This window comes from Nocardia miyunensis NBRC 108239, from assembly GCF_001613065.1.
Lineage (GTDB): Bacteria > Actinomycetota > Actinomycetes > Mycobacteriales > Mycobacteriaceae > Nocardia > Nocardia miyunensis.
Genome location: NZ_BDBQ01000107.1, coordinates 16,607 through 38,635 on the forward strand (window position 1 = coordinate 16,607; position 22,029 = coordinate 38,635).

Here is a 22,029-nt window from a genome sequence, read left to right on the forward strand (position 1 = left end):
GGGTGTGAGACAGCGCATGAGCGGATCGCAGCGGCGAACGCAGGTCCTGGGTATCGCCGCGGCCGAGTTCGCCGATCACGGCCTGCACGGTGCCTCGATCGAGGCGATCGCGCACGAGGCCGGGATCACCCAGGCCTACGTGTTCCGGATGTTCGGCACGAAGAAGGCCCTGTTCCTCGAGCTGGTCGGGGACGCGTTCGACGGGTTCACCGACGCGATGGGCCAGGCCGCCGACGGCACGCAGGGGCTGGACGCGCTGACGCTGATGGGTGCGCAGTACTACGCCCTGCTGGACCGGCGCACCACGCTGCTGCTGCAGTTACAGGGTTTCGCCGCGTGCGGCGACCCCGAGGTGCGCGATGTGGTGCGCGCCCGGATGGCCCGCATGTGGGACACCGTCTCGGCCACCACCGGCCTGGATCCGGTGGCGGTGAAGTCGTTCCTGGCGTTCGGAATGTTGCTGAACAACGCCGCGGCCCTGGACGTCGGCGAGGTGGACGAGCCGTGGGCCGCGGGGGTGCGCACCCGCATCCTGCCCGGGTTGTTCGAGCACATCACCGCCGAGACCAATCGGTGAGCGCGCGGATCCGCGGCCGCGCTCAGCCGAGCGTCCAGGTCCGCAGTTTCTCCGGATTCCGGACCGCCCAAATGCGAGTGATCCGGCCGTCGGCGATGTCGAAGGCGTAGACCCCGACGACGGTGTCGTCGAGCTGCGCTACCAGGCCGGGCTGGCCGTTGACCGTGCGCTCGAGCAGGCTCACCCCGGGGTTGCGGGCGGCGATCTGCACCCAGGCGTGGGCGATCCGCACACCGCCCAGGATCGGATCGAGAAACGCCGGAGCGAGGCCTCCGCCGTCGGCGGTCGCGGTCGCGGCCGGATCGAGCAGGCCGATCAGCGCCTCGATATCCCTTGTCTCCCAAGCCCGTTTGAAGTCCCGGACCACCTGTCCGCGCTGGGCCGCGGACGGTCCCCGCGAGGTGCGAAGGCGACGGCGGGCGGAAGAGGCGAGCTGACGGCAGGCCGCGGGTGTGCGCCCGACGACCTCGGCGACCTCGGCGAAGGAGTAGCGGAACACGTCGTGCAGGACGAAGGCCACCCGCTCGGCCGGGGTCATGGCGTCCAGCACGACGAGAAAAGCCATGCTGATCGACTCGTCGAGAGTGACCCGGTCGGCGGGATCGGCCGGGGCGGGACCCCCGAACCACTCCGAATGGCCGGGTACCGGCTCGGGAATCCACGCGCCCACATAACGTTCGCGCCGGGCACGCGCCGAGCCCAGCAGATCCAGGCAGATCCGGCTCGCGACCGTGTTCAGCCACGCGCCGGGCACCGCCACGTCCCGCCGCTGCCGCTCGGACAGCCCGTACCAGCGCGCATAGGTCTCCTGCACCACGTCCTCGGCCTCGGCCAGGGAACCCAGCAGCCGATAGGCGAGATTGAGCAGCTGACGGCGTTCACTGATCACCACCGGTAGGTGCGGGTCGGTCATGGTCGGCTCCTTCGGTCAACGGGTCCTCACCGAAATCGACGAATCAGCGACCCGATGTGTGACGCGGCCTGACATTTCCGAGCGTTGCGTCGTCGGAAGGTCGTGAGGTTCTCAGCACAGCAGGAGGTCGGACAATGATCAGAATCGGAATCATCCTCGGCAGTACCCGGCCCAACCGCAAAGGCCCGCAGGTCGCCCAATGGGTTCTGGACACGGCATCGCAGCGCGTCGACGCCGAGTTCGAACTGATCGACCTGCGCGATCATCCGTTACCGCACCTGGACGAGCCCGCACCGCCGATGTTCGGCCCATCGATCCATGCACACACCCGCGCCTGGGCAGAGCGGATAGCCCCGTTCGACGGCTTCGTGGTGGTGACACCGGAATACAACGGCGGCGCGCCCGGAGTGCTGAAGAACGCGATCGATCACGCGTTCGCGGAGTGGAACGACAAGGCGGTCGGATTCGTCTCCTACGGTGCGGGCGGCGGCGCGCGAGCGGTGGTGCAACTGCGCACGGTCTGCAGCACGCTGGGTATGGCCGACGTGGGCTATCAGGTCGCGATCTCGCTGCTCACCGACTTCGAGAACAACGCCACCTTCACACCGCGCGAACACCATTCCGACGCCCTGCACAAGACGCTGGATCAGGTCATCGCCTGGAGTACCGCTTTGGCGCCGCTGCGCCGACCCGTCACCGTCACCGTCACCGAAGGAACCGATCATGACGACGCCGAACAACTCTCGGTCACACGCTGACCGTATCGAGGCGGATGAAATCCGGATCCGCCGGCAGATCGACAAGGGGGCCGAAGCGCTGCGAGCCAAGGATCTCGACGCCCTGAAACAGCTCTACACGACCGACGTCGTGTCCTTCGATGTCGAGCCGCCACTGCAGCATGTCGGGGTGGCGGCGAAACTCGAGAACTGGGTGAGGGTTTTCCTGTTCTTCGAGAGCGTGACCTATGAGCTTCGCGACCTGCGCTTCATCGTGGGCGATGACGTGGCATTCGGGCACGGCTTCGCTCGGCTCAGCGGCATGCTGAAGAACGGCACGGCGACGAACGGCATGTGGGTGCGAGTCACGTACGGAATGCGCCGGATCGACGGCGTCTGGTTGATCGCGCACGACCAGGTCTCGGTGCCGCTGGACATGGCGAGCGGCAACGGCGTCACCGATCTCGAGCCCTAGCGGGTCGCAGGCCCCGACCTGCGAGTCCGCATTTCAACCACCGATCTGTTGTCGCGAATCGGTGGGAGCGGTTCCGGGCTCGGGGTCTCGTGGCGCGCACCTCCGGTCGGCGTCGCCGGTGGTGGTGACGCGGCTGCGGTACACGTCGATCGCACCTTCGCGAGTTCGGCCAGATGCCCGCGCTGACTCCGGTGTGCGTGCGGCGGCCTCGCCGATACTCATACCCGGTTCGGGCGCGGAGGTGGGCTCGGGTGGGTCGTGGAGCACGTCGGCGATCTTACCGTCCGCTCGCTGGCGTGCTCCGTGGCAGAGGTGTGCGAATCAGGTTCGGGCGGGGGCGGTTTCGGTTCGTGATCCGCCGTCGCGTGATCGTGCCAGCAGCTCGTCGGCGAGGCGTTCGGCGCGTTCGGCGCGGGCGAGAGTTTGCGCCCGCGCGTCCTCGACGGCGGCGAGGCGTTCGGCGGCGTCGCGGTGTGCGGCCTCCAGTGCGGCGGTGTGGGCGGCGCGCAGGGCGGCGGCGTCCTCGGCCGCGGCGCGCCGGGCCTCGGTGAGTTCGGTTCGGACTGCGGTGATCTCGGCCCGCACGGAGGCGAGTTCGGTGCGGGTGCGGGTGAGTTCGGCGCGCGTGTCCGACAGTGCTTCGGCCCGTTCGGCGGCCGCGGCTTCGGCGCGGTCGATGGCGCGTTCGGCGTCGGCGGCGCGCTGGACGGCCAGGTCACGTTCGGCCGCGGCGGCGGTGATCTGCTGTGCGGCTTCGCGTTTGGCGCGTTCGATGTCCGCGGCGCATGCGGCGCGGGCCCGGCCGATCTGCTCGTCGGCCTGTTCGCGGGCTCGTTCGAGGTCCTCAGTGGTCTCGCGGCGGATGGTGCGGACCTGGGTCTCGGCCTCGGTGCGGACGGTGAACACCTCCTCGGCGGCCTGGGTGGTGATGTTGTGCACCTCGGTGAGCGCGTCGTCGCGGGCGGCGAGCGCTTCGGCGATGCGGGCTTCGGCGTTCTCGGCGGCCGCGGCGGCGTCCTCGGCCGCGGATTCGGCGGCGTCCCTGGCCTGTTCGGCCTCGCGACGGGCCTGTTCGGCGGCGACCGCGGACATCTCGGCCTCGGCGATCCGGCGTGCGGCCTCGGCCTGCACGCTCTGGACCTGCGCCTCGGCGATGGACGGGTCGGCCAGGGTGGACAGTTCGGCGACCGCGGAACTCAGTGTGCCGCCGAGCTGTTCAGCCAGGGTACGGAACTGGATGAGCAGCTCATCGGCTCGCATCCGCGCGGCGGTCACCGGACCTTGTTGCGTCACAGTGACGTTCGCGGCCGATACGTCGACCTCCTCCTGCTGTAGCCGTTGCCGTTCCCGCCAGGCCCGCCACCGAGTGTGTTCGGGGTGATCGCAGTATTCCGAGGGTCGCCCCGGGCCGCCGCTCTTGGTGATGGTTCGCGAGCATCCCGGGTAGTTGCACATCGTTGCCACCGATAAATCGTAGCGTTTGTTTCGTCATTTCCAACGCAATAACACGAAACGAATCCCGATGCGCCCCAGAGCGATCCGCCAGATTCTGACCCCCGATAAGTGAACCTTATCGGGGGTCAGCTTTCCCTGGATCGCTCGGAACGTCCCGAGGACAAGGCAGATTTTTCGTTTCCGTTTGCGTTCACCAAACCAAACGAAACAGCTACGAAATACCTCGAAAACTGGAGTCGCTTGTACGGACGTACCAATTTCGATGACTTGCCGCGATGACGCGATGGATGACGCACAGCTCGCTCCCGCCGCCCCGGCCCCGGCATAGTCGACAGGCGTCCCCGCGATCATCCGAATCCCCCGGAGGCCCTGTGCAACGAGTCGTCGTGCTCGGTCGCAGCGGTGCGGGCAAGTCCACGCTCGCTCGCCGGTTGGCCATCGCGACCGGACTGCCGGTCACCGAATTGGACGAGATTTTCTGGTCACCGGATTCGGCCCCGCTCCCCCGCGACCGGTGGGCGGCGATCCAGCGGGAACTCATCGCGTCGCCGGCCTGGATTCTGGACTGCGATCTGGGCCCGTTCGATGTCCTCGAACCCCGGCTTCGCGCCGCCGACACGATTGTCGTGCGGACTTCCCGCTCGCGGTCTGCGCCTCACGCGCACTGCGCCGCTCCCGCGAGAACCTGACGTTCTGGCACTGGATGATCCGCTGTCGCCACCGCAGCGTGCCCCGAATCCTCGCGGCGGCCGCGCGTTACGCCCCCGGGGCGAACCTGCATCTGCTGTGCCGTCCCCGCGAGGTCGAGCAGTACCCGCGCGATCAGCAATGATCCGCCGGAGGCATCCCTTTCTGGCCCGGAAGGCTTGTGCCACAATAGGTCTGCGCACCCTTGCCGCCGTAGCACTCGGTGACGGCGGTGAACGCCGTCCAGCCGCACGGATCGCCGGTGCGCGGATCGTATTCGACGATCTCGTTGCTGCGCGAGGCCACATCGGCCGCGCCGTGCCAGGTGGCGGTGCCAAAACCGGTGATCGCCACCGGTTTTTCCCGTGCGACCAGCGCGCGCACGCCCGCGGGGAACGTTTCGGTGCGGTCCAAATCTGATTGCCGCACGCGCATCAGGGCGGAGTGATGGTACACCGACGACATCGAAGGATCGGAAAGTGCTCTGACACAAGCAGTTCGGTGCCAGAATTCGTCACGACACCGGTTCGCGGCGCGCCTGCCTCGCACCGAGCCGATCAAGCTTTGGTGGCTACGACCAGGACATTCTTGCCGAAGAATTTGCTGGTCAGGATTTGCAGGGCGCGGCTGACGGGGAATACGAGGCGGTCGTAGAACTCTAGTGAGCGCGGGTTGATGGTGCCGTCGCCGGGGCCGAGCATCTTGTAGGCCAGGGTGGCGAAGAATCCGAGGGGGTCGCAGTAGCGGGACTCGACGATCTCGAGGCCCGCGTTGCGCAGGATGCGGTTCAGCTGGGTGCGGCGGTAGCGGCGGTAGTGGCCGACCTTGGTGTCCATGGCGGTGAACAGCACTTCCAGGGCGGGTACGTAGACGACCAGTGTGCCGCCGGGACGCAGCAGCGCGGCCAGCTGTTCGGAGGCGGCCTGGTCGTTCTTGATGTGTTCCAGGACGTTGAAGGTGTAGATCAGGCCGTAGCCCTCGTCGTCACGGGCGGTCTCCCGGTCGTGATCGAGGACCTGATATCCCTTGGCGCGCAGGATCTCTCGCAGATCCTGGTCGGGTTCGAGGCATTCGGGGGCGATCTGCCGTGCGGCGAGCATGTCCGCGTAGGTGCCCGAACCGGCGCCGAAGTCCAGCACCCGCGCAGGGGATCGGGCCTCGAGGTGTCTGCCGACGGTGTCGATCAGGAAGGTGTTGTAGTTGACCGCCGCGGCCATTGCCTCCAGGTTGTCACACCCGGTGTACGCGAAATCGCTCATGGTCACGGGACGTCCCCTTCGTCGATCGCCGGTGCGTTGCCTTCCCTGCGGCAGGTTCACTGCCGTGCACTTCTCCTCGGCGATGCCGCGCACCGGAATCGCCGCAGCCTGCGCAGCGATCACGCGGGCGGATGTCCGGTGCCGACCGTAGTGGATGTTCACCGGGAGGCGTCGCAGACACTCGGCGGCGTGTCCGACGATCGATCCGAACCTGGACATCCCGGCGCGGGCTACCGGATCGCGTGGGCGGGGACGTGCCCGCGCGATCCGGCTCGCGGTGTCATGCCCGCGCGGGGTCGCCATCGGTGTGCGGCAGTTGCTCCGCAGGAATGACTCCGAAGCGCCCGGCCTGGTAGTCCTCGAACGCCTGCATCAACTCGGCGCGCGTGTTCATCACGAACGGCCCGTAGTGCGCGACCGGTTCGCGGATCGGGGCGCCGCCCAGCAGCAGCACTTCCAGGTTCGGTTCGGCGGCGGGAGCCGAGGTGCCCGCGGTGAGGGTCAGCGCGTCGCCGGGACCGAACACGGCCAGCTGCCCCTTGTGGATCGGGCGCTGATCCTCGCCGACGGTGCCGACACCGGCCAGCACGTAGGCCAGTGCGTTGAATCCGCGGTTCCACGGCAGGTTCAGCCGGGCTCCGGGGCTGATGGTGGTGTGCACGAGGCTGATCGGGGTGAAGGTGCTACCCGGACCGGCGTGTCCGTCGAGTTCACCAGCGATCACCCGCAGCAGCGCGCCGCCGTCCTCGGAGGACAGCAGGGTGGCCTGTCCGCCGCGGATGTCCTGGTAGCGGGGCGCGTTGAACTTGTTCGCCCGCGGCAGGTTCACCCACAGCTGGATGCCGTGGAACATCCCGCCCGAGATCACCAGCGACTCGGGCGGCTTCTCGATGTGCAGGATGCCGCTGCCCGCGGTCATCCACTGGGTGTCTCCGTTGCTGATGGTGCCGCCGCCACCGTGGGAGTCCTGGTGCTCGAAGGTGCCGTCGATGATGTAGGTGACGGTTTCGAAGCCGCGGTGCGGATGCCACGGGGTGCCCTTGGGTTCGCCTGGCGCGTATTCGACCTCGCCCATCTGGTCCATGTGGATGAAAGGATCCAGATCCGCGAGCGAGACCCCGGCGAATGCGCGGCGCACCGGGAATCCTTCACCTTCGAATCCGGTCGGCGCGGTCGTCACCGATCGGACGGGGCGCTGCGACATCACCGCCGGATCCGGTGCGGGCACCCGGCTGAGCGTCAGCGTGTCCGCTGTCACAGCTGGCATGACGTCCTCCAATGTAGTTGAAATTTTGTCTACCCTGACAACGATAGGCGCCTTCCGAACATTCCCGGTAATCCAGCGGAGGTCTTCAGGTGTTGTCTCGCCTGGGTGAGCATGGCAGCCCACCGCGATCGGCTCGTATGATCAAGATTTGTAGCAGTGAGGAGTGCGATGCCCGAGCCGAGTGAATTGCGTGCGGATCAAGTGCAGGCCTGGCGCGCCTACCTGGAGGGCAGCGTGCGGCTCGAGACCTGCGTGGACGCGGCCCTGCGAGCCTCGAGCGGACTGAGCCTGATCGACTATCACCTGCTGCTGTTGCTGCGCGAAGCCCCGCAGCATCGGCTGCGGATGAGCGAGCTGGCCGATCGGATGGTGTTCTCCCGCAGCCGCATCACCTATCAGGTCAATTCGATGATCAAACGCGGCCTGCTCACCCGCGAACCGGCCCCCGGCGACGGGCGCGGCTATCGCGCGGTACTGACCGCCACCGGACTCGAGGCGTTCCTGGCCGCGGCGCCCGGCCACGCCCGCACCGTGCGCGAGCTGTTCCTGGACGAGCTCACCGAAGACGAACTGGCTTGCCTGGGAAGGATTTTCACTCGCATGCGGGCCCGGCTCGAACGCGCGGAGAACGACGCGGCGGCCACGCGACGGTGATCCTGTTACAGGATGCTCGCATCGTCTGTTCGAATCTGTCGTTCACCTGGCCCGATGACACCCCCGTATTCCGGGACCTGTCGTTCACCGTCCCCGGCGGACGCACCGGCCTGGTCGCCCCCAACGGCGCGGGCAAGAGCACGCTGCTACGCCTGATCGCCGGTGACCTGCGTCCCCGCGGCGGCAGCGTCACCGTCGAGGGCGTGCTGGGCTATCTGTCCCAGACCCTGCCGCTGACCAGCACCTCGAGCGTCGCGCAGGTGCTGGGTATCGCACCGGTTCTGGCGGCGCTGGACGCGGTGGAATCCGGTGACGTGCGCGAGGAACACTTCGCGGTCATCGGCTCGGACTGGGATATCGAGGAGCGCACCCGGGCCGAACTCGACCGGCTCGGCCTGGCCGATATCGCGCTGACCCGCCGCCTGGACACACTCAGCGGCGGGCAGATCGTCACACTCGGCTTGGCCGCGCAACTGCTGCGCCGCCCGGACGTACTGCTGCTGGACGAACCGACCAACAACCTCGACATCGATGCGCGCCAGCGCCTGTACGGGGTGCTCGAGGAGTGGCCGGGAGGCCTGCTGGTGGTCGCGCACGACCGCCCGCTGCTCGAGCGCATGGACCGCATCGCCGAACTCGAATCCGCCGAAATCCGTTTCCACGGAGGCAATTTCACCGCCTACGAGCACGCCGTGCGGGCCGCGCGCGAAGTGGCCGAGAAGAATGTGCGCACCGCCGAGCAGGAGGTCAAGCGGGAGAAACGCGAAATGCAGCAGGCCCGCGAACGCGCGGCGCGCCGGGCGAGCAACGCCGCGCGCACCGTGGGCGATGCCGGATTGCCGAAGATCTTCGCCGGCACCATGAAACGCAACGCCCAGGAATCCGCGGCGCGGGCCAACCAGACGCACACCGCGCGGGTCGACGCGGCCCGCGACAGGCTCGATCGGGCACAGCGCGCGATCCGCGAGGATCAGCGGATCGTGCTGGACCTGCCCGGCACCGAGGTTCCCGCCCGGCGCACGGTATTCGCGGGCGAGGGCATCGGTGTTCAGCTGGGCGGACGGGAGATGTTCGCCGGGGACGGAGTGGATCTGACCATCCGCGGACCCGAGCGGATCGCGCTGACCGGGCCGAACGGTGCGGGTAAATCCACGCTGCTGCGCATCCTGGCCGGTGCGCTGGCCTCGGATCGCGGCCGGGTGCAGCACGGCCACGGCCGGGTGGCGTACCTGTCACAGCGGCTGGACCTGCTCGATCCCGAGCTGACCGTGGCGCAGAACCTCGCCCTGAGCGCACCGCGGCTGCCCGCCGCCGAGCGGATGAACGCGTTGGCGCGCTTGCTGTTTCGCGGTCCCGCCGCGCATCGTCCGGTCCGGGCGCTCTCGGGTGGGGAGCGGTTGCGCGCGAGTCTGGCGTGCGTGTTGTTCGCCGAACCCGCGCCGCAGCTGTTGCTGCTGGACGAGCCGACGAACAATCTGGACCTGATCGGCGTCGGGCAGCTCGAGAGTGCGCTCGAGGCGTATCGGGGTGCGTTCGTCGTGGTCAGCCATGACGCACGTTTCCTGACCGAGGTGCGGGTGCGGCGCTGGCGGCGCTTGGCGCAGGGCCGGTTGAGCCAGGTCGGCGCACCCGATCCGGCTTGACCGCTACCGGCCCGCGGGGACGGGTTCGGCGACGACCGCGACGCCGGTACGGCCGCCGTCGACGTCCAGGACGGTGCCGTGCACGAACGCGGCGTCGTCGGAGGCCAGATACACCGCGGCCGCGGCGATCGCCTCGGGTGTGCCCAGTTGCCCGGCCGGGGTGCCGTACATCATCGCGTCTCCCGGGCTCGGTGTGCCCGGCGCGTGGTCGCCGGAGCGGATCACGCCCGGGGAGATGGCGTTGACACGCACTGCTCGTGGGCCGAACTCCGCGGACCACGCCCGGGTGAGGGTTTCCATCGCGCCCTTGGTGGAGGCGTAGAGCGCGCCGACCGGTACCGCCAGGCGCGCGACCCACGAGCCCAGGTTGATGATCACCCCGCCGCCGGCCTCGGCCATCGCGGGCGCGAGGACCTGGGTGAGGAAGAACGGGGCCTTGACGTTGACCGCGTAGACGCGATCGACCATCGCCTCGTCGGCGGTCGGGGTGGTCGAGGGCGGGTAGATCCCGGCGTTGTTGACCAGGATGTCGATCCGGCCGCCGAGCGTGGCGGTGGCCGTCTCGGCCAGGGCGCGGCTCGCGGCCAGGGTGCCGTCCAGCTCGGCGTGCACGTAGTCCGCGCGCCCGCCCGCGGCGCGGATACGCTCGACGACCGCGTGCCCGCGTGCGTCGTCGCGGCCGGAGACCACGACGTGCGCGCCCGACGCCGCGTACGCCTCGGCGATGGCGCGGCCGATATTGCTGGTGGATCCGGTGATGAGGGCTGTCTTGCCCGAGAGTCGTGACATACGACCGACGCTACGAGCCAATTTTTGGACCAGCAAGTCCAAAGTATGCTGCGCCGGATCACCCGTTGCGCAGGTGTTCGACGAGGGTGTTCATCGAGGTCTCCAGGTATTCCACGCTGCCGGTGGTGCGCAGCACCTGCACACCGCCCTGGATGGCCGCGACGAACGTCATCGCGACCGCGTCCGGATCGATCCGGTCGCTCACCAGTCCCGCGCCCTGCATCGCCGCGATGCCCCGGCGGATGTGCTCACACCACTGCGCCAGCAGCGTGCCCACCACCTCGGCGGTCCCGGCGGTGGTGGCGACCTGGCCCATCAGCGAACCCAGCGGACAGTGCCTGCCCTGGGCGCGATACCGGGCCAGCACCGCCTCGCGCCAGCGTTCCCAGGCCGCCCACGTGGTCAGCGCGCCCAGGTGCGGCTGCTGATCCTCGAGCACCCGCTCGGCCTCGTACCGCGCGACCGCGACCAGCAGTTCCTCTTTGCCGCCGGGGAAGTAGTGGAAGATCTGCCCCTTGCTGGTGCCGGTTATCGCGCGGATGTCGTCGAGGGTCACCGTGCCGGGTTCCTCGCTGCGCAGATGCACCGCCGCGCCCTCGATGATCCGCTTGCGGGTGGCCTGACCCTTGGCGGTGATCGTCATCCGCTGAGGATACCGATCTTTGGACCTAAAGGTCCATTTTTGTCAGCGGGCCAGGTGCTCGCGCAGTGCGGCGTCGATGAACGCGGCCGCGTCGGGATCCGCGCCGCCCCCCGCGAGATGGCCCCAGATGCCCGGGATGACGCGCAGTTCCGCGTCCGGGATGTGCCGCACGGCCCATTGCTCGTCCTCGGGCGGGAAGTACAGATCCTTGTGCGAGGGCATCGACAGGGTGCGCGCGGTGATCGAGGCCAGTGCGGCGCGGGTGTCGCCGTCGAATCCGGGTGTGCGCCCGACGTCCGCGTGCTCCCAGGTGTGGATCATGGCGAGCAGATCGTTGGCGTCCCAGTCGCGGAAGTTGTTCTCCCACACCCCGATCAGGAAATCCTCGAGAGTGGGGAAGCCGAGTTTCTCGTACAGCCGCTCCCAGTAGAACGCCTGGGACAGCCCCCAACCTGCGTATACGCGCGACAACGCGCGCAGCCCGCGCCGCGGCGGGGTCCGGTAGTCACCGTCGGCGAAGGCGGCATCGGCGGTGAGCGCGGCGCGCAGCCCTTCCAGGAACACCTGATTGTGCGGGCTGGTGTGCGACGAGCCGGTGATCGCGGCGATGCGCTGGACCATGTCCGGATGAGCGACCGCCCACTGGTACGCCTGCGCCGCGCCCATGGACGCGCCCAGGACCAGTTCCAGCCGGGTGATGCCGAATCGCTCGGTGACCAGGCGATACTGCGCGGTGACGTTGTCGAGCACCGTCGCGTGCGGGAACCGGGCCCGATCGTAGGGTGCGGGGGTGTTGCTGGGCGAGCTGGACAGGCCGTTGCCGAACAGGTTCGGCACGACGACGAAGTATCGGTCGGTGTCCAGTGCCTTTCCGGGGCCGATCAGCCATTCGTTGGAATCGTGGGTGCCGGCGAACCAGGTGGGGAACACGATGGCGTTGGCGGCGTCGGGCGTCAGGGACCCGTAGGTCGTGTACGCCAGTCGCACGTCGGGCACCGTGATGCCACCGAGGGCGAACTCGCCCAGTTCGAAGATCTCGTGATCGGTCACCTTCGGTCCAAGCCCGTCCGCGAGTGGGGTATTCCGGCCGTTGCTTCCTAGCTTGCTAGCATGCTAGCATCCTGGTGTGGGAGACGAGGTCAAGCAGTTCAACGTGTATCTGCCGGTGGAGCTGATCAAGCAGGTCAAGTTCCGGGCCATCGAGTCGGGGCAGTCGTTGTCGGCACTGGTCGCCGAGGCGCTGCGCGCATATCTCGAGCATTCCCCCACCGAGCAACCACCCGAGCGAAAGGAGCGCCGATCGTGACCACCACCGGCATCGCGGCCGTGTATCTCACGACCCGCAACTGGGGTAAGGCCGCCCGGTTCATGCAATCCCTGGGCTACGAACCCGATTTCACCACCGACCACAACTCCGGTCTGTTCCGCAACGGCCAGGGCCCATACGTGTTCGTCGCCGAGGTCCCGCACGAAGAGCCCGATACCCGCCTGGTCCTCGCGGTGCCCGACGCCGAGGCGGTGCGCTTCGACAGTGACGCCGAGATCGTCACCGAATTCGAGGACACGCACTTCGGGACCAGGGAGATGGTCGTGCGTGATCCGGACGGGCGGTTGTGGACCCTGCAGGCCGCCCCGGCGATCACGCAGGCGGATCCGGCATGAGCGGGGAGCAGACCGTCGCGCCCGAGCACACCGCGGCGCGGGTGGCGTTGTGGCGTGCGCTGCATCTCGAGGCCGACGCACCCCCGCACGTGCTGCGCGACGAGATCGGCCTGCGCCTGGTCGATCCCGACGACGGCTGGCGCGAGCGCCCGGACATGGACCCGGTCTCGACCGCGCCGATGCGCGCGGGAATCGTGGCACGGGCGAGGCTCATCGAGGATCTGATCGCCGAACAGGCCGCCGCGGGCCTCGGGCAGTACGTGCTGCTGGGCGCCGGCCTGGACACCCTGGCCCAGCGCCGTCCCGAGATCGCTTCGGCCGTCACGATTTTCGAGGTCGACCAGCCCGGCCCGCAGGAGTGGAAACGCCGCCGCCTCGACGAGCTCGGCCTGGGCACACCGCCCGGATTGCGGCTGGTGCCGGTCGATTTCGAGACCGAGTCGTGGTGGGAGCGGCTCGTCGAGGCCGGTTTCGATCCCCGGCGCCCGGCGGTGGTCGCCTCCACCGGAGTGTCGATGTATCTGACGCACGCGGCCAATACCGCCACCCTGCAACGCATTTCCGCGCTCGCGCCGGGTTCGACGCTGGTGATGACCTACATGCTCCCGATCGATCGAGTCGACGCCCAGGAGCGGATGCTGCGCGAGTTCGCCGAGCGCGGTGCGCGTTCGGCGGGAACGCCGTTCATCAGCTTCTACGATCCGGAGCAGATCCGCGCGCTGGCTCTCGAGGCGGGCTTCCGCGACGCACGCACCGTCTCGGGAGAAGATCTGGCCGACCGCTACTTCCGCGACCGCCTCGACGGGTTGCGTCCCGCGGCCTCGGAGGAGTTGCTCGTGGCGAACACCTGAACCCTATCTCGTTGCTGCGGGTCGTATTCCGCGCAACGACCCGCGAATCAGCCGGTCGTGGGTGCGGCGGGCCAAACGCCAACACGTCGGGTCCGGGTGGACCGCGTGCGAGCACCGCCGCCGGCACAGAGTCGAGTCCCGCCCACGCCGATACGCGGTGGTGGTTCGGATTCGCGCTAGCGTATGCGGGCGGGGTGCTGGAGAGGACGGATCGTGGTGCGGACGAATTGGGCGGGCAATATCGCTTTCGGGGCTCGTGGTGTGCATCGGCCCGCCGATGTGGACGGGGTGCGCCGGCTGGTGGCCGAATCCGAGCGGGTGCGCGTGCTGGGCAGCGGGCATTCGTTCAATGCGATCGCCGACACCACCGGCGAACAGATTTCGCTCGCGGGGATGGCTCCCCGGGTCGAGATCGATTCCGCGGCATCGTGTGTCACGGTCGCGGGCGGGTTGCGGTACGGGGATTTCGCCGATCTCCTGCACGCGGCGGGATTTGCGTTGCCGACCCTGGGTTCGCTGCCGCATATCTCGGTTGCCGGGGCGGTGGCCACCGGGACGCACGGTTCGGGAGTGCACAACGGCAGCCTGGCCGCGTCGGTGTCGGGGCTGGAGATGGTCACCGCGGACGGTGATCTGATCGAGATCCGGCGCGGGCACCCGGATTTCGCGGGAATGGTGGTCGGGCTGGGCGGATTCGGGGTGGTCACGGCGCTGAGCCTGGATCTGGTGCCCGCCTTCGAGCTGGCGCAGTACGTCTACGACCGGTTGCCCGCGGACGAATTCGCCGAGCACGCTCAGCAGATCCTCGCCGCGGGCTACAGCGTGAGCGTGTTCACCACCTGGCGTGCCGATCATCTGGATCAGGTGTGGGTGAAAGGTCCACGCACGCCTGATGTTCCGGGCCCGAGCTGGTTCGGCGCGAGGCGCGCGGACGCTGCGCGGCATCCGGTCCCGGGTATGGACGCGCGGCACTGCACCGCCCAGCTGGGCGAACCGGGCCCGTGGCATCACCGGCTGCCGCATTTCCGGATGGATTTCACCCCGAGCACCGGCCGTGAGCTCCAGTCGGAGTATTTCGTGCCCCGCGAGAACGTCGTGGCGGCCTACCGCGCCCTGGACACGATCCGCGACCGGATGGCCCCGATCGTGCAGACGTGTGAGATCCGCACGATCGCCGCGGAACCGCTGTGGCTGTCCCCCGCCGCCGGACGCGATTCGGCCGCATTCCATTTCACCTGGATCGACGACACCCCCGCGGTCCTGGCCCTGCTGCCGACGATCGAGGATCTGCTGGACCCGTTCGCGGTACGCCCGCACTGGGGCAAACTGTTCACCTGCGAGGCGGGGACGCTGCGCGCCCGCTACGACCACTATGCCGAGTTCGAACGTCTTCTCGGACAATACGATCCAGCGGGCAAGTTCACCAACGAATTCCTCGGACGCTACTTCGCCCGACCCTGAACCCCACCCGCACAAGCGAACTCGACGCAGCGCGGGTGGTCGATCGGCAGCGCTTCGAGCAGCACGGCCGACTGCCACAGATCGGATCTGTTGCCCCGTCCGGTCCGTACGAACAGCCGCGTGTGCCACGATGACCAGCCGACGAGCATTCGAACCGTGCCGATGTGGATCGCCCGAAACATGTTTCGCCGCAAGCAGATCCGGTTCGCTGCCGGTCGGGTCAGACCTCTCTGGCCTGGCCGCTCAAAGGCCGCGTGCCCAATGCGATCTCGATCGCCTCGTCCAGTTCGAGGTGGAATTCGCGATCGGGGTCCGCGGCCGGACCGTCGTGGTGGCTGATCGTGTCGTGGTCGATGACGTAATGGAACACCGCATCACCGATGTGCACCGTGACCGTGCCCCGGGGCACCTGCCGGGCGACCGCGCGGCCCAGCGGCAGGGCGAACCAGTGTGCGCGCACCGCGTCGGTGGCCCGGCGAGCGCCCAATCGCGGTGCGCCCCAGTCCGATAGGGCCTCGAGCACCGGCCGCAGCGCGACCCCGGACTCGGTGAGTTCGTAGACCGCGGTCGCCGCGCGGGGACCGACGCGACGGCGGGTCAGAATACCGTCCTGCTCGAGGTCGCGCAGCCGGGTGGCCAGCATATCGGTGCTGATGCCGGGCAGGTCGGCGAACAGGTCGCTGTATCGCCTTGGGCCCGAGGATAATTCGCGCACCACCAGCAGGCTCCAGCGATCGCCTATGACGTCGAGTGCGCGGCTCACCGAGCAGAAGTGGTCGTAGTTTCGGCGGGACACGCCTCACACTGTAGCTCAGTGGTTGGAAATACCAAGTGCAAACTTGGATTTTCCAAGTACAGTGTGCGGAAGCCATCTCCAGGAGGGACATTCATGCAGCTCACCCAGTCCAGCAAACTCGCGGGCGTGTCGTACGAGATTCGCGGGCCGGTGGCCGAACAGGCCGCGCGTCTGGAAGCCGAGGGTCATCACGTCATCAAACTCAACACCGGCAATCCGCTGCTGTTCGGCTTCGAGGCGCCCGCGGAAATCCTGCAGGACATGGTGCGCGCCCTGCCCTCCTCGAGCGGATACAGTTCGGCCAAGGGTCTGCTCCCGGCGCGGCGCGCGGTGGTGCAGTACTACCAGACCCTGGGCGTACACGGGGTCGACGTGGAGGAGGTGTTCCTGGGCAACGGCGTGTCCGAGCTGATCATGATGGCGTTGACCGCCCTGCTCGAAACCGGCGACGAAGTCCTGGTTCCCGCACCGGATTTCCCGCTGTGGACCGCCGCGACCACGCTCAACGGCGGGCGCGCGGTGCATTACGTGTGCGACGAGGGCGCGGACTGGTGTCCCGATCCAGCCGATATCGAAGCCAAGATCACCGACCGCACGCGCGCGATCGTGCTGATCAATCCGAACAACCCCACCGGCGCGGTGTACCCGCCCGAGGTCCTGCGCCCGATCCTGGACATCGCCCGCCGCCACAACCTGGTGGTGTTCTCCGACGAGATCTACGACAAGATCCTCTACGACGGGCTCACCCACACCGCGACGGCCTCCCTGGCCCCGGATCTGCTGTGCCTGACCTTCTCCGGACTGTCCAAGGGATACCGGTGCGCCGGATTCCGCTCGGGCTGGCTCGTGGTGTCCGGCCCCACCCAGCACGCGGCCAGCTATCTCGAGGGGCTGACCATGCTCGCGGGCCTGCGGCTGTGTTCGAACGTCCCTGCGCAACAGGCGATTCAGGCCGCGCTGGGCGGATATCAGAGCATCTACGACCTGACCCTGCCCGGCGGGCGACTGCGCGAACAACGTGACCGCGCCGTGGAGGCCCTGACCGCGATCCCGGGCGTGTCGTGCGTGCGACCCAAGGGCGCGCTGTACGCGTTCCCGCGCATGGATCCGGCCATGTACCCGATCCACGACGACGAACGATTCGTCCTGGATCTGCTGCTGCAGGAGAAGGTGCATATCGTGCAGGGAACCGGCTTCAACTGGCCGCGCCCGGACCATTTCCGCATCCTGACCCTGCCACACGCGGACGACCTCGAAGCCGTCATCGAACGCATCGGCCGGTTCCTGTCCACCTACCGGCAGTAACTCCTCGGCTGCGGCCGAAGGATCGGCGAGGAACATACGCGCCTCGACGAGTCCGGCGTCGTCGCGGTTGCTCTGCCGAGGTTGGCCGAACCGAACCGTTACGGCCAGGCTGCACCGCCACGCGCGAGCGGCGCTGCGCCATTCTGGGACGATGCCCACAGGCGTATAGCAGGGGAACTCACCGAAGACGCTCGCGCAGAACGGCAGCCGCGTCGCGCTGGCCGGAGCCGTCGGGCGGATCACCGGATTCGCGCGCAGCGTGGCCCTGGGCGACGCCGTGGTCGGCGAGTCCTACAACGGCGCGAACACCCTGCCGAACATGGTGTACGAGTTACTGATCGGCGACGTGCTCAGAGTGCCGTGCTGGCGTTGCTGATGCGCGCCGAAAGATGTCCGCGTCCAGCCACATTCGGATTGCGATCGGGTGTGCGATCCGGGTTGGGCACGCTCGGCGGGGTACGGTGCGAACGATGAACGGAGCAGCCGAATCCCCAGAGGATGGGCCGACGGGGCAGGTCGCGGTGCCCGAGCGGGTCCGGTCCGAGTTGCGGCGCGGGGTGCGCAGCGTGCTGGTGGATGCCGCCGCGCTGCGGCAGGTACGCGCACGGTTCGATGACGAGCAGGCCGCGGCGCTGGGACGGTACCTGGAGGCCTCTCAGTCCCCGAACACCGTGCGCGCGTACCGATCCGACTGGATCGCCTGGTCTGCGTGGTGTGCCACGGAGGGGCGCTGCGCGCTGCCCGCCGAGGCGCTGGACGTGGCGGTGTACCTGGCCGCCGCGGCCGACGCCCGCAAACCCGATGGCGCGTGGGCGTTCAGCGCGGCCACGCTGGAGCGCAAGAGTGCCGCGATCGCGGCCGTGCACGCCGCCAACGGGCTGGCCTCCCCCACCCGCACCGACGTGGTGCGCCTGACCCTGCGCGGTATCCGCCGCACCCGCCGCACCCAGCCGCGCCGCAAACGCCCGGTTCTATTGCACACCCTCGAACAACTCCTGCGCGGTCTGCCCGATCCGGGCTGGCCGGCCGAATCCGCCCGCCGCCGCGACGTGCTGGTCCTGCTGGTCGGATTCGCCGGTGCATTGCGGCGCAGCGAGATCGCGGGCCTGCGCATCGGTGATGTTCAAGTGCACACCGACCACGCCACCGGCGAGCCGATCCTGCTGATCCAGTTGCCCGCCACCAAGACCGACCCCACCGGCGTCGCCGCCCAGCGCGTGGCCCTGCCCCGCGGAAAGCACCCGCACACCTGCCCGGTGTGCGCGTTCGCGGATTGGATTCGCCTGCGCGAGGCCCACTTCCAGCACGGGCCCGGCGCACTGCCCGCCTGGCTCGAGCGCATCCCCGCCGCGGATCCCGCGATCCACCGCTGTCACGGATTCACCGGCACCACCATCACCGATCCGGACCTGCCGCTGTTCCCGGCGGTGTCGCGGCACGGCGGCATCGGCGCGACACCCATGTCCGGGCGCGCGGTCGCCGAGTTGGTCAAACGCTACGCCGCCCGCGCCGGACTGGATCCGTCCCTGTTCTCGGGACATTCCCTGCGCGCCGGATTCGCCACCCAGGCCGCCCTCGGCGGCGCGAGCGACCGCGAGATCATGCGCCAGGGCCGCTGGTCCAACCCACGCACCGTGCACGGCTACATCCGCACCGCCAACCCCCTCGAGGACAACGCGGTGACCCGCTTGGGCCTGTGATCCGCGATCCCGAGGAAGGTCACCCGTGCTCATCCAGCGACCGCGCGTTCACGAATTCCTCGCCGCGACAGGGGAATCCGCTGACGGGCCGGGTTTCATCGTCTCGATCGAGCCGTAGAATCGCGCCGAAACCCAGTGCCCGCACCACGCGCGCGCACCACCCATTTCACCGGCGAGCCACTCGAACTCATCCCGGCAACCGAAGACGACGAAAGCACCCCGAAAACACCTCTGAGCGCCACGCCGGTTCACAGACTGCGGGTCCCACCGACGCTCGAGGCGGGGCAGGCACGTCTCCGGATGCCCGCGCGACGCTGGGCCGGTCGTCACACGCGGGCGTCCAGATCACCGGTGATCAGTCGGTGTAGTAACCGGCCTCGAGATCCTCGAGCAGGGTGGGGCCGGTCGGCTTCCAGTCCATGAGCGCGCGGGTCGCTTCCGCGGAGGCGGGCTGGTCACCGCCGAGCAAGTCCCCGAACACGCCGAGTTGTTCGGGGTCGACGGCTCCAGCCGGGAGTCCGGTCTTCGCTGCGATGACCTCCGCCACCCGGCGCATCGGTACGCCTTCCTCGCCGACGGCGTGCAGCACCGCACCGGCGGGAGCCTGCTCGAGAGCCAGGTGGAACAGGCGGGCGGCGTCGCTGATGTGCACCGCTGGCCAGCGATTGCGGCCGTCGCCGACATACGCGGAGGTGCCCAGCTTGCGGGCCAGGTCCACCAGCACGGCGATCAGGCCGTTGCGGTCACCGGCGCCGTGGACCGAGCGCGGCATCCGGACCAGTCCCGAGCGGATGCCACGGTCGGCCAGCGCCAGGACCGCCCGCGCGGTTCGGCCGCGGACTCCAGCGGGCCCGGCGGCGTCCAGGTGATCGTTCTCGGTCGCGAATCGGCCTGCCAGGATCGGTGTCCCGGAGGCGGCGATGAACGCTTTCCCGCTTCCGGCCAGCGTCCGCGCGATCGTGTCCAGCAACGCGACCTCGTTGTCCACGGCGGCCTCGAACTCGGCGAAGTCCAGACTGAAGGCCAGGTGCGCGACCGCGTCGGCCTTCGCTGCCTCGGCCACGATCAGATCGTGGCCGGACATGTCGCCGAGCACCGCCGTGCCGCCGAAGCCCCTGATCTTCTCCGCCGAGGCCGCCGAGCGAGCCAGACCGACGACGTCGTGACCCGCCGCGATCAGCTCGCGGCTCAGAGCGGTTCCGATCCAACCGGATGCACCGGTGATGAAGACGCGCATATTGCTTTCCGTTCGCGATGAGGTCGGCTTGCCGCCGAACGTTCCAAGTGATGTGACTGAGTAACATCAGCCTAGCGGTGATATGACCGAGTCACATCATTTAGGATGTGCGTATGGGCCGCTGGGAACCGGACGCGCGCGGCAGGCTACTGCGCGCCGCACTGGAACTGTTCACCGAGCACGGTTACGACGCGACGACCACAGCCCAGATCGCCGAACGCGCCGGACTCACCAAAACCACGCTGTTCCGCCTCTTCCCGGACAAACGCGAGATCATCTTCCAAGGACAGGGCGCCCTCGTCGCACTAGTGACAGCCGGCGTCCAGGACGCCCCCGCGGATGCGCCCCCGGCGGAGCTGATCGCCGCGGGCCTGCGCGCGCTGTCCAGCACACACACCCAGCAGCGCCGCGACACCGGACGCACCTTGGACCCGATCATCGCCTCGAGCGAGGAACTGCGCGAACGCGCGATCTTCAAACGCTCGGCCATCACCTCGGCGTTCGAACAAGCGCTGGCAGACCGGATCGGCGACACCCGCCTGGCCGCTCTGCTCGCGGATACGGCGATACGCGCCTACTACTCCGGCTACGAGACCTGGGTCGCCGCCGACGACGAGCGCACACTCGCCGACCACGTCTTCGATGAACTGGCCGCGTACCAGGACACCATGCGAACCACGTGCGCGACACTGCCGGAGCGATCACCCGTTCCCGATCCGCCCGTCGAATACCGCACGGCGGCAATACCAGGGGTTCCGGTAGTAACCGCCGAAAAACCAACGGATATGGCGTAGCTGCTGGTCAGCGACGGTTGGTGTCCGGGCCGAGTAGCGCGGTGAGCTCGCGCATCGCGTGCGGGGATGGTTTGAAGTAGCGGCGCAGGTTCTCGGCTTTGCGGTGGCGGGACTTGGCCATCAGTTCCAGCAGGCTGGCCCCGGATTCGCCGAGGTGGGTCAGGCCGGAGTGGCGCAGTTCGTGTAGATCCCAGCCGGTCCCGGTCCCGTCGACGGCGGTGGCGGTGGCGAGCAGGTCGCGGGCTTGGTCGTAGGACAGCCGAGCCAGTCCGGTGTCGGGGCAGACGTCACGCTCGCCGAGGTACTTGCCGGGCCCCGGGCGGCGGTGGCCCACGAACACCGGGCCGCAGGTTCGGCCGCGGATCAGCCGGGCGGTGCCGGCGTCCCAGTACACGGTCTCAAGGACGTGTTCGTGGTGCGCGGCGCCCCTCCGACGGGTGCGGGGTTTGGCGCTTTTGGGCTTCACCGGCGCGCTGCGGGCGGCCAGGTCGAGGTCTTCGATGTTGAGCTGGAGCAGTTCCTCGGCGCGGGCGCAGGTTTCGTACAGCATCCGCCACAGCGTCTTCTCCCGCACGTGGATCTCTCGGCGGCCGATGAGTCGATCGATCGCCGTCCGAGAGCGGACCGGAGTATCGGAGTCCGGCGGCGTCGACCGCCCGGCCGACACGGGAACCTGGGGTGCGGTCCAGCCCTGCTCGGAGCACCAGCTCAGCCATTTACCGACCGCGGCGCGACGGGCGTTCCAGGTGTTGACCGCCGCGGCGCCCCACACCGCCGCGGCGCCCCACAGCGATTCCAGTGCGGCGCCGATCTCGGCGTCGGTGACCGAGCCCAGGGCGCGGCTGGGCCCGATCAGCCCGTCCGGGCGCGGCCGTCGATCTGGTCGACGGTCTTGACGATGGCGATGCCTTAGGAGCGGCGGGTGTTCGCCGGGCCGATCGTGTCGAGGAACGCTTCGGCGGCGGTGCGCAGGGTGCGGGTCGGCGCGGTGCGCAGCCGGGTCACTTTCGCGGCGATCGGTTCCCCGTTTCCGACTTGCCCCGGATAACGGGGTCGCTTCGCGTAGGCGCGGCGGCGGGTCCGCCGCAGGTCGGGTCTCACGATACCCCGGATAACAGACCATTATCCGGGGTAGTGATTGCGGT

At 68.7% G+C, this 22,029-nt stretch carries 25 protein-coding genes; 13 read left to right on the forward strand and 12 right to left on the reverse strand.

All coding sequences use genetic code 11. The features are described from left to right. Positions 1–4: 4 nt before the first annotated feature. Positions 5–577 carry a TetR/AcrR family transcriptional regulator gene (locus tag NM2_RS40060; protein WP_245718459.1) on the forward strand — a complete coding sequence of 191 codons (573 nt, stop codon included), beginning with the start codon at positions 5–7 and terminating at the stop codon, positions 575–577. A gap of 22 nt (positions 578–599) precedes the next feature. Here NM2_RS40060 and sigJ read toward each other — a convergent pair whose 3' ends face one another. Further along, positions 600–1,490: an RNA polymerase sigma factor SigJ gene (sigJ, locus tag NM2_RS40065; RefSeq protein WP_067680955.1), complete on the reverse strand. Its 891-nt coding sequence runs from the start codon at positions 1,488–1,490 to the stop codon at positions 600–602. Positions 1,491–1,624: 134 nt separating this feature from the next. On the opposite strand from sigJ, the gene NM2_RS40070 reads away from it, so the two are divergent. Further along, on the forward strand, positions 1,625–2,248 hold the full coding sequence (locus NM2_RS40070) for an NADPH-dependent FMN reductase (protein ID WP_067680958.1): 624 nt from the start codon (positions 1,625–1,627) through the stop codon (positions 2,246–2,248). Further along, positions 2,214–2,681, forward strand: coding sequence for a YybH family protein (locus NM2_RS40075; RefSeq protein WP_067680960.1), 468 nt, complete (start codon positions 2,214–2,216; stop codon positions 2,679–2,681). Before NM2_RS40070 ends, NM2_RS40075 begins: the two co-directional genes overlap by 35 nt. A 321-nt stretch (positions 2,682–3,002) precedes the next feature. Here NM2_RS40075 and NM2_RS40080 read toward each other — a convergent pair whose 3' ends face one another. Beyond that, on the reverse strand, positions 3,003–4,136 hold the full coding sequence (locus NM2_RS40080; protein WP_245718465.1) for a coiled-coil domain-containing protein: 1,134 nt from the start codon (positions 4,134–4,136) through the stop codon (positions 3,003–3,005). 371 nt (positions 4,137–4,507) lie between these two features. On the opposite strand from NM2_RS40080, the gene NM2_RS40085 reads away from it, so the two are divergent. Continuing rightward, positions 4,508–4,825 carry a P-loop NTPase family protein gene (locus tag NM2_RS40085; protein WP_218026087.1) on the forward strand — a complete coding sequence of 106 codons (318 nt, stop codon included), beginning with the start codon at positions 4,508–4,510 and terminating at the stop codon, positions 4,823–4,825. A gap of 133 nt (positions 4,826–4,958) precedes the next feature. Here NM2_RS40085 and NM2_RS50460 read toward each other — a convergent pair whose 3' ends face one another. The 3 genes from NM2_RS50460 to NM2_RS40100 all read right to left on the reverse strand — a co-directional run bounded on the left by NM2_RS50460 (position 4,959) and on the right by NM2_RS40100 (position 7,349). Next, positions 4,959–5,288, reverse strand: coding sequence for a hypothetical protein (locus NM2_RS50460; RefSeq protein ID WP_067680962.1), 330 nt, complete (start codon positions 5,286–5,288; stop codon positions 4,959–4,961). A gap of 92 nt (positions 5,289–5,380) precedes the next feature. After that, positions 5,381–6,301: a class I SAM-dependent methyltransferase gene (locus NM2_RS40095; protein WP_169816326.1), complete on the reverse strand. Its 921-nt coding sequence runs from the start codon at positions 6,299–6,301 to the stop codon at positions 5,381–5,383. 61 nt (positions 6,302–6,362) lie between these two features. Beyond that, on the reverse strand, positions 6,363–7,349 hold the full coding sequence (locus NM2_RS40100; protein ID WP_067681049.1) for a pirin family protein: 987 nt from the start codon (positions 7,347–7,349) through the stop codon (positions 6,363–6,365). 168 nt (positions 7,350–7,517) lie between these two features. On the opposite strand from NM2_RS40100, the gene NM2_RS40105 reads away from it, so the two are divergent. Together NM2_RS40105 and NM2_RS40110 are read left to right on the forward strand one after the other, a co-directional pair. Then, the gene (locus NM2_RS40105; protein WP_067680969.1) at positions 7,518–8,003 is read left to right on the forward strand and encodes a MarR family winged helix-turn-helix transcriptional regulator; all 486 of its coding nucleotides are present in this window, start codon (positions 7,518–7,520) and stop codon (positions 8,001–8,003) included. Further along, positions 8,000–9,646, forward strand: a complete 1,647-nt coding sequence (locus NM2_RS40110; RefSeq protein ID WP_245718460.1) for an ABC-F family ATP-binding cassette domain-containing protein — start codon at positions 8,000–8,002, stop codon at positions 9,644–9,646. Before NM2_RS40105 ends, NM2_RS40110 begins: the two co-directional genes overlap by 4 nt. A gap of 3 nt (positions 9,647–9,649) precedes the next feature. Here the strand turns inward: NM2_RS40110 and NM2_RS40115 are convergent, their stop codons facing one another. From NM2_RS40115 to NM2_RS40125, 3 genes are read right to left on the reverse strand one after another with little or no spacing between them, the layout of a single operon-like run. Next, on the reverse strand, positions 9,650–10,435 hold the full coding sequence (locus NM2_RS40115) for an SDR family NAD(P)-dependent oxidoreductase (protein WP_067680971.1): 786 nt from the start codon (positions 10,433–10,435) through the stop codon (positions 9,650–9,652). Between the two features lie 58 nt (positions 10,436–10,493). Beyond that, entirely contained in the window at positions 10,494–11,078 is a 585-nt protein-coding gene (locus NM2_RS40120) for a TetR/AcrR family transcriptional regulator (RefSeq protein ID WP_067680974.1), read from the reverse strand. A 42-nt stretch (positions 11,079–11,120) separates the two neighbouring features. Beyond that, positions 11,121–12,128 carry an alpha/beta fold hydrolase gene (locus NM2_RS40125; RefSeq protein WP_067680979.1) on the reverse strand — a complete coding sequence of 336 codons (1,008 nt, stop codon included), beginning with the start codon at positions 12,126–12,128 and terminating at the stop codon, positions 11,121–11,123. A gap of 76 nt (positions 12,129–12,204) precedes the next feature. On the opposite strand from NM2_RS40125, the gene NM2_RS40130 reads away from it, so the two are divergent. From NM2_RS40130 to NM2_RS40145, 4 genes are all read left to right on the forward strand, one after another. Beyond that, positions 12,205–12,384: a ribbon-helix-helix protein, CopG family gene (locus NM2_RS40130; RefSeq protein WP_067680982.1), complete on the forward strand. Its 180-nt coding sequence runs from the start codon at positions 12,205–12,207 to the stop codon at positions 12,382–12,384. Continuing rightward, positions 12,381–12,740 (forward strand): VOC family protein, encoded by a 360-nt coding sequence (locus NM2_RS40135; protein ID WP_067680984.1) that lies wholly within the window; start codon positions 12,381–12,383, stop codon positions 12,738–12,740. Before NM2_RS40130 ends, NM2_RS40135 begins: the two co-directional genes overlap by 4 nt. Further along, complete coding sequence (locus NM2_RS40140) at positions 12,737–13,591, forward strand: class I SAM-dependent methyltransferase (RefSeq protein ID WP_067680987.1); 855 nt, start codon at positions 12,737–12,739, stop codon at positions 13,589–13,591. The genes NM2_RS40135 and NM2_RS40140 overlap by 4 nt, the downstream gene beginning before the upstream one ends. Before the next feature lie 213 nt (positions 13,592–13,804). Next, the gene (locus NM2_RS40145) at positions 13,805–15,052 is read left to right on the forward strand and encodes an FAD-binding protein (RefSeq protein WP_245718461.1); all 1,248 of its coding nucleotides are present in this window, start codon (positions 13,805–13,807) and stop codon (positions 15,050–15,052) included. 220 nt (positions 15,053–15,272) lie between these two features. Here NM2_RS40145 and NM2_RS40155 read toward each other — a convergent pair whose 3' ends face one another. Further along, positions 15,273–15,848, reverse strand: coding sequence for a winged helix-turn-helix transcriptional regulator (locus tag NM2_RS40155; protein WP_067680993.1), 576 nt, complete (start codon positions 15,846–15,848; stop codon positions 15,273–15,275). 93 nt (positions 15,849–15,941) lie between these two features. Between NM2_RS40155 and NM2_RS40160 the strand changes: the two genes are divergently transcribed. Together NM2_RS40160 and NM2_RS40165 are read left to right on the forward strand one after the other, a co-directional pair. Then, positions 15,942–17,153 carry a pyridoxal phosphate-dependent aminotransferase gene (locus tag NM2_RS40160; protein WP_067680995.1) on the forward strand — a complete coding sequence of 404 codons (1,212 nt, stop codon included), beginning with the start codon at positions 15,942–15,944 and terminating at the stop codon, positions 17,151–17,153. 470 nt (positions 17,154–17,623) lie between these two features. Continuing rightward, the gene (locus tag NM2_RS40165; RefSeq protein ID WP_067680997.1) at positions 17,624–18,853 is read left to right on the forward strand and encodes a site-specific integrase; all 1,230 of its coding nucleotides are present in this window, start codon (positions 17,624–17,626) and stop codon (positions 18,851–18,853) included. Positions 18,854–19,208: 355 nt separating this feature from the next. Here the strand turns inward: NM2_RS40165 and NM2_RS40170 are convergent, their stop codons facing one another. Then, positions 19,209–20,090, reverse strand: a complete 882-nt coding sequence (locus NM2_RS40170; protein WP_067680999.1) for an NAD-dependent epimerase/dehydratase family protein — start codon at positions 20,088–20,090, stop codon at positions 19,209–19,211. 113 nt (positions 20,091–20,203) lie between these two features. On the opposite strand from NM2_RS40170, the gene NM2_RS40175 reads away from it, so the two are divergent. Then, complete coding sequence (locus NM2_RS40175) at positions 20,204–20,884, forward strand: TetR/AcrR family transcriptional regulator (protein ID WP_067681002.1); 681 nt, start codon at positions 20,204–20,206, stop codon at positions 20,882–20,884. A gap of 7 nt (positions 20,885–20,891) precedes the next feature. On the opposite strand, the gene NM2_RS40180 is transcribed toward NM2_RS40175, so the two are convergent. After that, entirely contained in the window at positions 20,892–21,656 is a 765-nt protein-coding gene (locus NM2_RS40180) for a tyrosine-type recombinase/integrase (protein ID WP_245718462.1), read from the reverse strand. Between the two features lie 137 nt (positions 21,657–21,793). Then, the gene (locus tag NM2_RS52190; protein ID WP_245718463.1) at positions 21,794–21,985 is read right to left on the reverse strand and encodes a hypothetical protein; all 192 of its coding nucleotides are present in this window, start codon (positions 21,983–21,985) and stop codon (positions 21,794–21,796) included. Between the last annotated feature and the right edge of the window lie 44 nt (positions 21,986–22,029).